This window comes from Peribacillus sp. P4_B1 (assembly GCF_056402395.1).
On record NZ_JBFUHM010000121.1, the window covers coordinates 1 to 2,896 of the forward strand.

Consider the following 2,896-nt stretch of genomic DNA (forward strand, 5'->3'; position numbering starts at 1 on the left):
TAGGAGTCTCGCACTTCCGCTCCAATCAACCTTAAATAGTTTCGTTTTAAAAACAACAATCTTTACGAAAAGAGCCTATTTCTTTATATAAACTCTATTTACATAAAATCAACTATCAGAAGTACGCCAAAGAGCCAAACCCTTATGTATTTAAAGGTTTGGCTCTTGTCTGTTTTTTATCGATTATGCATGATTTTATACATCGTAGATAAATCAACATTTTTGGCTTCTTAAGAAAACTTGCACCATTAGATTGGAAACCACATGGACATGGTGGTTTCCAAATCCGCCTAGATTATGGTAACATCATCATATTTTTGATTCCAAATAAGAAAATGAAACTAAGTCAACGCTGCAATCTCCACCTTAAACTACAATTCTTTCAGGATGAGTGTTTCTCTAAAATATCTTTGGTAGATTGAATTTGTTCAAGAAAATTTCTTTTCCAAAAATATGTTCTTTCACCTGGAAATCTGAGTTACGCTCCCTTCAAACTCATTCACGAGATTTTTGGCTATTTTTCCCACTGCTGGGGAGAAGACGATCTCCTCGTGCAGCCCTGGAACCGAATGTTTATTCACTTTCCCCTGTAATAACGGCTTCCAATCCGTGAACAACTCTCTGCCTTCTTCAGCACTGAAGTAGATGACCTCCCCAAAATATGGCGTTAAAATATGTTCTGCCATTAAATTTAGACACTTCCTGTGAGCATCGGTAATCTGCTTTAGACTCGTAAGATCCGCATCGGGCCGGAGCACTCCTTCCGCGATCAACTGATCAACAAGCATGCCCTGTTGATGGACGAGCTCTTCTTCCTGCTCCACTAGCTCTAAATGGGTGAAATGCTCCAATATATAAGATAGCATTTCATCCTCTGTCTTGTAATCCTGTTCTGAAGGCACCTTGGTATCCATGAGTACCAACACCTCAACTTCTTCTCCCTGGTTCCGTAGCATAGTTGCGATTTCATAGGCGATGGCACCGCCCAGAGACCATCCTCCCAGACGATACGGCCCCTCTGGCTGAGCGCGCTTCATTTCCTCGATGTAGAGTTGAACTACTTCCGATAAAGTCAACCTGTTCATTCCCTCTTTCTCTACGAGAGGATTCTGTAGACCATAAAATGAGCAGTGATCCTTGAGTAACCTTGCTAGCTGAATGTAACAGAATACATTCCCCATAAACGGATGAACACAGAAGAAAGGTCTTTTCTCTGATTCTTGTAGTGGAACCAGAACCGATAACGATTTTGCCATACCATGATTCTCACGGATGAGATAAGCGATCCCTTCCACTGTCGGGTTCTTAATCAGTGCGGACACCTTAATCTCTTTTCCAAATTTCTCTCTGACCTTTGAAATCAATTTGATTACAAGGAGTGAGTGACCCCCTAAATTGAAGAAATCATCGTTTACATGGACATCTTCTATCTGTAGCAAATCCTGCCAGATCGTAATCAGCTGATACTCGATTTCATCCCGTGGGATGATTGGTGTAGAAAAGGTACTTTCTCTTTGAATCGTTAAGCTGTTCAGTGCCTTTCGATCAACCTTCCCATTTGTTGTAAGCGGAACCGCGTCTACCTCAATAAAGTGTGCAGGAACCATATAATTCGGTACTTGTCTCTTGAGATGCTCACGCCATTCATGCATACTTCCTTCACCCACCACATAGGCAACCAATCTCTGATCTCCTGGTTGGTCCTCTCTTATCAAGACTACTGCCTCTTTCACCGATGGATGACTTTCTAAATTCGCTTCAATCTCTCCAAGCTCAATCCGGAATCCTCGAATTTTCACTTGATTATCGATTCTTCCCAGATAATCCAAATGGCCATCAGCTAAATAGCGGACTAGATCTCCCGTCCGGTATAACCGTTCCCCATCATTAAATGGATGAGGAATAAAACGTTCGGACGTCAACTCTGGACGATTCAAGTATCCTCTCGCCAGGCCTGCTCCACCGATATAAAGTTCACCCGTTACACCAACTGGAACAGGTAAACAATTCCCATCCAATACATAGGCTTGAACGTTCGGCAACGGACGGCCAATGGTAACCCGCTTACTATCTTTTTTGATACGATAGCATGTCGCATCGACAGTACATTCCGTAGGACCATACACGTTATAAAAATGGACCTTGTCAGCCTCTACTAATTGTTCCCACAGTGATGGCATAATCGCTTCTCCACCAACCAGTACCTTGCTTGGAACATGAACACCATCGTTTGTTTCCAACGCACCCTCATCTATGATTAATTGGAGTAGTGAAGGAGTTATATCGAACATTTCCAACTTATTCTCCCGAATATAAGTTACAAACTGTTGAGGATCACTGCGAACTTCGTTCGGAATAATATACAAACTAGAACCATACAAAAGCATTTGTAATTGTTTAACGGATGAATCAAAGGCGATTGAGGCATTTATACCAACGCGCATGTTAACAGGTGTCACATGCGAAAAAACCTCTTTCTGTAAACCATAGGATAGATTTAATACCGAATGATGCTGCACCAAAACCCCTTTTGGATTCCCGGTCGAACCTGAAGTGTAGATCACATACGCCAAGTTTTCTCCTGTCACTTTACATATGGGTGAAAGGGTGTTTTCTTGCGAAATCATTGCTTGATCCCGGTCCAAACAAACTGTTTCAACTTCTTCAGGTATCCAACCTTGTGATACTTCGTTCGTAACCAATATTTGAATCCCTGTGTCCTCCAGAATATATCGCAGGTGACTTTCTGGATACGCTGGATCCAATGGAACATAAGCTGCACCGGCTTTCCAGATTCCCATGAGACCGACAATCATCTCAACTGAACGTTGGAAACAAAGCCCGACCAATGATTCGGTCCCAACCCCACATTTTTGGAGATAATGGGCCAATTGGT

The 2,896-nt window shown here is 42.3% G+C and carries 1 protein-coding gene; it reads right to left on the minus strand.

Features of this window, described 5'->3' with window-relative positions; genetic code table 11:
* Positions 1–461: 461 nt before the first annotated feature.
* On the minus strand, positions 462–2,896 hold a 2,435-nt coding region (locus AC1DVK_RS26630; RefSeq protein WP_477627797.1), incomplete at its 5' end, for a non-ribosomal peptide synthetase.